General features: G+C 47.4%; 4 protein-coding genes. 2 read left to right on the top strand and 2 right to left on the bottom strand.

Features of this window, described 5'->3' with window-relative positions; all coding sequences use genetic code 11:
- Positions 1–202: 202 nt before the first annotated feature.
- Positions 203–1,360 (bottom strand): fused response regulator/phosphatase, encoded by a 1,158-nt coding sequence (locus tag HQM11_21125; GenBank protein MBF0353542.1) that lies wholly within the window; start codon positions 1,358–1,360, stop codon positions 203–205.
- A 301-nt stretch (positions 1,361–1,661) separates the two neighbouring features.
- Between HQM11_21125 and HQM11_21120 the strand changes: the two genes are divergently transcribed.
- On the top strand, positions 1,662–3,443 hold the full coding sequence (locus HQM11_21120; protein ID MBF0353541.1) for an ABC transporter ATP-binding protein: 1,782 nt from the start codon (positions 1,662–1,664) through the stop codon (positions 3,441–3,443).
- On the top strand, positions 3,440–5,263 hold the full coding sequence (locus tag HQM11_21115) for an ABC transporter ATP-binding protein (GenBank protein ID MBF0353540.1): 1,824 nt from the start codon (positions 3,440–3,442) through the stop codon (positions 5,261–5,263). Before HQM11_21120 ends, HQM11_21115 begins: the two co-directional genes overlap by 4 nt.
- Positions 5,264–5,340: 77 nt before the next feature.
- Here HQM11_21115 and HQM11_21110 read toward each other — a convergent pair whose 3' ends face one another.
- Entirely contained in the window at positions 5,341–6,300 is a 960-nt protein-coding gene (locus tag HQM11_21110) for a tail fiber protein (GenBank protein ID MBF0353539.1), read from the bottom strand.
- Between the last annotated feature and the right edge of the window lie 265 nt (positions 6,301–6,565).

The following is a 6,565-nucleotide window of genomic DNA, read 5'->3' as shown; positions in this document are numbered from 1 at the left end:
GAAAATGTTCCTCTGAATTGGTCAATTTAGAACCAGTTGATGAGCTCTCTTTGGAAAAAGCCGCCTAGCGCATAAACCGTGCCAGTGCTTTAAATTGTCAAAGAAATTTTTTTAGAAAACCCGAGGATATTCAGGAAACTGTTAATTTCAATGACTTACTAAAAGCTGAAGGCTGATAACTGAAAACTTACAACTCTTGAGTTCATAACACTTCAAATGCCAGCATGGTGATGTCGTCATCCAGAATATCACGGCCCGCATATTCCTGAACCGTTCGATAAAGTTGCTCCAGTAACTGCTCCAGTGGCATGTTACTGTTTGCACTGAGAAAAGACTCAAGACCAGTCACCTCGAACATTTCCCCGGAGGCCTTGTGTGCTTCAGTCACGCCATCGGTGTAGATAAACACTTTATCTCCGGTTTCCAGTGAATCCGTTCGGACCAGTCCCTGAATAAAAAGCTCGGCGGGAAGTATGCCGAGAGGTGGAAATGGCAGAACGTCCAGAGGGATGACTTCAGCGGTCCGATGACGAAGCAAATAGCCAAAAGGATGTCCCGCGCAAGCCACTGAGAGCTTTTTTTCCGCAATGTCATAGATGCCGTACCAGGCCGTGATAAATTTCCCACTCTCAAGTTTGCCAACCAGAAAGTTATTCATTTGCCACAGCAATATTTCAGGGGACGTGATCGAGAGCGCGTAGGATTTCAGCATACTGGACACCATTGCCGAAATCAGTGCGGCGGATATTCCATGTCCGGTCACATCGCCCAGAAACAATCCGAGCTTGTTTTGGGGCAATTCCATCACATCATACAAATCGCCGCCGATCTGCGCCGCCGGAACATATTTGACAGCGAGTTTGAGTTGAGGCCAGCTCGGCAAGGTTTGAGGAAGAATGGCTTTTTGTGTCAGTCGTGCCTGCTCCAGTTCCTCAAGCATCCTTTGCAGATGCTGCTCCAGTTGATCCTGATAGGATTTGATGCGGATGGCAGACCGGATGCGGGCAAACAGTTCCAGTTCATGGGGTGGTTTGGTCAGATAATCATCGGCCCCGATATCCAGTCCCTTGACCTGATTTTCCAGTTCACCATGCACACTCAGAATAATAAACGGAATTGTCCGGAATTTGCCTTCCTTGACAATCCGGCAAAATTCAAACCCATCCATTTCAGGCATATTCAGGTCAGAAAGAATCACATCCGGTAAAAAAGTCCGCATTTTTTCCAGACCTTCTTTGCCATTGCGTACAACAGTGATTTCCCACCCCTGTGTTTTTAACATTCGTTGCATGTGTACAGCCTGAGTCAGACTGTCTTCTGCCAGCAAAATTTTCAGGGTAGTGGAGGGTTGCTCATTCATGGTTCTTGTCCAGTCTCTTGAAACGTTTGGAATTTGAGTTTTATATTTCTATAATGGAAATCTTTCAGAAGGAGAGAATTATGTCAATACAGGTATTGATGGCTCCCAATTTTTCAGGCTTCAGGCAAAACTTATTAACCCCTGGTTATTCTTCTGGATCTGAAGGGCTGAGATCCGGTAAATCTTCCTTGTTCTCTTTGATCAATGGACATAATGTGTTCCGCAATCAAGTTCCAGGTCTGACAGTACGGAAAACAACGTTGCCTGGAAAAACGATACACTTCCAACAAATACCGTAACAATGTCCGATATTATCAAACTGGGTTCGTTTATCCGGCCTTACTGGAAGCAATCCACCATGGCGTTGATTCTGCTGATTCTGCTGGTGATGCTTGATCTTTCCATTCCCCGGTTGATCCAACGGATCATTGATGAGGGCATCAGACAACAAAACCAGCAAATCGTAATCCATACCGGACTGCTGATGCTTGGAATATCCGCCTTGAGCGCAGTGATCGCGATTGGCAACAATATTCTGTCGGTAAAAGTTGGAGAAAGTCTTGCTCGTGATCTGCGGGAAGCGATTTTTTTGAAAATACAATCATTTTCCTTCAGAAATCTGGAACAGATGCAAACAGGCACCCTGATGGTGCGTCTCACAAGCGATACCACAGCCATTCAGCGGTTGGCCCAGCTTTCACTCCGCATCGGCACAAGAGCACCGTTGCTGATGATCGGCAGTCTGCTTCTGATGATCCACACCAGCCCGCGGTTGGCACTCACTTTGTTGCCGTTGTTGTTGATCACGATGGGAATTATTGTCTTTTTTGTCCTCAAAATGGAGCCGCTGTTCCGGTTGGTCCAGCACAAACTGGATAAACTCAACACCGTTCTTCAGGAAAATGTATCGGGCGTTCGACTGATCAAGGCCTTTGTCCGGGCGGATCATGAAGGGCAACGGTTTGAAACCGCCAATGAAGGCTTTACCGGACCATCGATCAAAGTGATGGGTTTCATGTCCACCATGACTCCGGCACTGACGATTTGTGTCAACATCGGGATGGTGATTGTGATCTGGTCTGGTGGTCTGGATGCCATCCGTGGCGATCTGACTGTCGGGCAGATTGTCGCTGTCACCAACTATCTTCTCACCACCATGACGCCGCTGATTCTCATGGGCATGCTGTCCAATATCTGGGCCAGCGGACTGGTTTCCGCCAGTCGGATACAGCTATTGCTGGACACTGAAACAGACATCCGTGAGGCCGCGGACGCCCGGTTTTTTCCAGAAAATTTTCAGGGTCACATTGAATTGAGGGATGTCTCTTTTCATTACAAGGGCTACAGCGAAAAACCCGTTCTGCGAAACATCAATCTGGTGATGGAACCCGGGCAGACTCTGGCCATTCTCGGCGCGACCGGGGCTGGAAAATCCACACTGATCAATCTCATTCCCCGGTTTTATGATGTGACCAGCGGGCAAGTCCTGATTGATGGACAGGACATCCGGACAATCAGGCAGGAATCGTTGATGGCACACATTGCGATGGTCCCGCAGGAAACCATTCTGTTTTCAGGCAGTATCAGGGATAATATTCGTTATGGCAGACCGGAGGCCGGCGAGGATGAAGTGCTTGCCGCGGCTCAGGCGGCTCAGGCCCATGAATTCATCCAAAATCTCCATCGTGGCTATGACACCCACATTGAAGAACGTGGTGTGAATTTGTCTGGTGGGCAAAAACAACGAATCGCCATTGCGCGGGCGCTTCTCATGCGTCCCCAAATCATGATTCTGGATGACAGCACCAGCGCAGTGGATGTGAAAACGGAAACATGGATCCATGACGCTCTGGAATCGCAAACCAACCCGCCAACGCTTCTGCTTGTGGCACAGCGGATCAGCACCGTGCTGAACGCCGACAGGATTGTGGTGCTTGAAAAAGGCGCCATCGCCGCACAGGGAACGCATCAGCAATTGCTACAGTCCAGCCCGATTTATCAGGAAATCTATGAATCCCAACTGGGAAATGGTGTTTCAAGCAGTGAACTTTCAGGCCTGGCTCTGGAAAGGAATCTGCCATGACTCAATCCTCCAGTTTTCAAACGGGCAATGTCCGGGCAACCATGCGGCGCATCCCGCATATGGTGGGAAAAATCGAAAAAGCCCAAAATCCCCGACATGCTCTGAAACGACTGACCGCCTACTTTTCTCCTTTCCGTGGGCGTCTGTTGATGGTCTTTGGCAGTGTGGTGACCTACACGTTGCTGGGACTCATCGGCCCCTACCTGATCGGAGTTGCTATTGACCAATTTATTGCCACGCATGATGCTGAAGGACTGGTCAACATATCCCTGATCATGCTGGTGGTGTATGTGCTGTATAATTTGCTTCATGCCATGTCCGGATATCTGATGGCCCCGGTTTCCCAGCGTGCGCTCAAACAATTGCGCACGGATATGTTCCAACATTTACAGACTCTGCCCGTTCAGTTTTTCGATCACCATCCAACCGGAGAATTGATGAGCCGCTTGACCAATGATGTCGATGCCATCAATCAGGCGATTTCCCTGAATATTATCGCCCTGCTGGCCAGTGTGCTCTCCCTGGCGGGAATCCTGACGGCCATGTTTGTGCTGGATTTCTGGCTGGCGTTGGCTTCGGTTCTGGTGGTTCCGCTCATGTTCTGGTTCACCGGATTTGTCGCCCGTTATACCCGCCGGGGATTTCGTGATCTGCAAAAAGAACTCGGTGGACTCAATGCTGTGATGGAAGAAGCCCTCAGCGGTCAGAAAGTCGTCAAGGCCTTCCAGCGCAATGACCATGTGATTGAACAGTTCCGCCAACACAATCAGGAAGTGTTTCGAGCGGGAGTCTATGCCAACAGCTATGCTCTGTTGCTGATGCCCCTCACCGGAGTTCTGGGCAACCTGTTTGTCATTGTACTTTCCGGACTTGGCGGGTGGCTGGCACTGCGAGGACTGGTCACCATCGGGATTATTTCCACATTCATCATTTATGGACAGAATTTCATCAATCCGTTGCGCCAACTGGCCAATATGTACAATGCCATTCAGGCGGCACTGGCCGGAGCCGAGAGAATTTTTGAAATCATGGACACGCCCTCTGAATTTGATGAACAGGACACCATTCCACTCGAAACCATGCGCGGGGAAGTTCAGTTTGAACAGGTTCATTTTTCCTATCAACCGGAAACAGCCGTCATTAAAAACATGAGCCTCAAAGCCAATCCGGGCGATATCATTGCGCTGGTTGGTCCCACTGGCGCAGGAAAAACTACATTGATCAATCTGCTGAATCGTTTTTATGAGATCCAGCAGGGACAGATTCTGATTGATGGCAAAAATATCAGGGAAATTCACAAAAATGATGTACGACGGCAATTGGGGGTGGTGTTGCAGGACACCTATCTGTTTTCCGACACTGTGATGGAAAACATTCGCTTCGGCAGGCTTGACGCGTCCGATGAAGAATGCATCGAAGCCGCCAGAATGGCAGACGCGGACCACTTCATTCGTCAACTTCCAGAAGGCTATGCGACCCAACTTTCAGAACGTGCCAGCAACCTCAGTCAGGGGCAACGTCAGCTTCTGGCCATTGCCCGTGCGATTCTGGCAAATCCGGGAATTCTGATTTTGGATGAAGCGACCAGCAGTGTTGACACCCGCACCGAAGCCCGTATCCAAAAATCTCTGCTGAGACTGATGGAAGGCCGAACCAGTTTTGTGATCGCCCACCGCCTGAGCACAATCCGTGATGCCACGCAGGTTCTCGTGATCAATCACGGTGAAATCATTGAGCAGGGCACTCACCAGAGTTTGCTCGACCAACAGGGATTTTATCATCACCTCTACATGAGCCAGTTCAAAGGGCAGTCCATTTAGTATGTTCCAAATTTTTTATTCTTCAGGAATCAATTCAATGGTGAATTTCTATAAACCAACTGAAATATCAACAGCATCTAGTATTTAATCAGGTAGATAACGGACATATTTTTAGGACGGGTATCAGTCCCGCTTCCGATGTTAACCGACATGTTATCAGTAGTGGTAAGCAATAAGTTATCAGTATATCCTCCTCCTCCTGAAGAATACCCAAAATCTGCGGTTATGTTTACAAGATTGCCTCCAACATGGGAACCAACATTGGTTGCCATGTAAGTAAATTCAGTATGAGGTGTTGAGGTTATGTTATGGGAATGGCTGTAATTGACCGTTGTACTCTTGAGTTCATCGGCTTGTGTGCTGCCCAGGGTTCTTCCAGAATCAATTCCTCTTGAATCGTCTGAACCCCTTAAAAAGTAACCTCGATAGTCCGGCAAATTAAAAGTGGTGATGCTATCACCGGAACCATACGTCGTTCCAATAGCTGAAAATAGGGTGGCATAAATCGTTCGGCTGACAGCCTGTCCATTACAATACAGCCAACCTGCAGGTGGTGTTGTGATATAATCACTTACCGCAGAAGGAACAATCATTCCTACTGGCAGAGCCAACTCAGTAGCATTTATTTTTCCCGCAATCTGTACATCACCAGTAATAGAGGTACTTCCAGTGATATTGATGTTGCTTCCTACCACTTGAATCTTGCTCAGAAGTTGATTGACCGCACTATAAACGCTATTGAAGTGGGCGTTAACAGTAGAAGAACTAATGACGGTACCAGATGAAAAATCGGTACGACTGATGCTAGATGGCGTATCGGCATAACTCAGGATTGCCAAAGTCATGGAACTGAGGACTATACCAATAATGGTAGAAGGCAAATGAAACCTTTTTTTCTGTGTTCCTTCCTGTTCGATGCGTTGAAGACGCAGCTCTATTTGTTCAATTTTATTGGGTGTTGATTCACTCAGGGGTACCCGCTGATTTTTGGTATTTTCCAGCTCTCGGATTTTTATTTTTTTAAAAAAGTTTTTCATATGGTTTCCTTGCGATATTTGAATTTCCACATCAAGTGATGAAGGTCCAAAAACAAATCATTTGGATCCACTAATATTCAAGTACATCATTTTGATGGCATATCAAACCCGCAGCTTTTAAGCAACAATAATATTCGGAAAATTTCGAGCTGTGCAGGTGATTTGAATATGTTGTAGAACAGGAATACACTGGATTTTGCGTTATTTTCCCCCAAAAAGAACCTTTTGATGCGAGAATCCTATGTCCAATTATGAAATCAAGATC

It is taken from the genome of SAR324 cluster bacterium, from assembly GCA_015232315.1.
Taxonomy (GTDB): domain Bacteria; phylum SAR324; class SAR324; order SAR324; family NAC60-12; genus JADFZZ01.
The sequence above is the reverse complement of the archived record's forward strand: the minus strand, read 5'-3'. Positions and strand labels throughout refer to the sequence as shown.

What these genes read in the sequence shown, in the direction of transcription:
- HQM11_21110 (MBF0353539.1), bottom strand. Translation starts at nt 6,300, where the DNA reads ATGAAAAACTTTTTTAAAAAAATAAAAATCCGAGAGCTGGAAAATACC.
- HQM11_21115 (MBF0353540.1), top strand. Translation starts at nt 3,440, where the DNA reads ATGACTCAATCCTCCAGTTTTCAAACGGGCAATGTCCGGGCAACCATG.
- HQM11_21125 (MBF0353542.1), bottom strand. Translation starts at nt 1,360, where the DNA reads ATGAATGAGCAACCCTCCACTACCCTGAAAATTTTGCTGGCAGAAGAC.
- HQM11_21120 (MBF0353541.1), top strand. Translation starts at nt 1,662, where the DNA reads ATGTCCGATATTATCAAACTGGGTTCGTTTATCCGGCCTTACTGGAAG.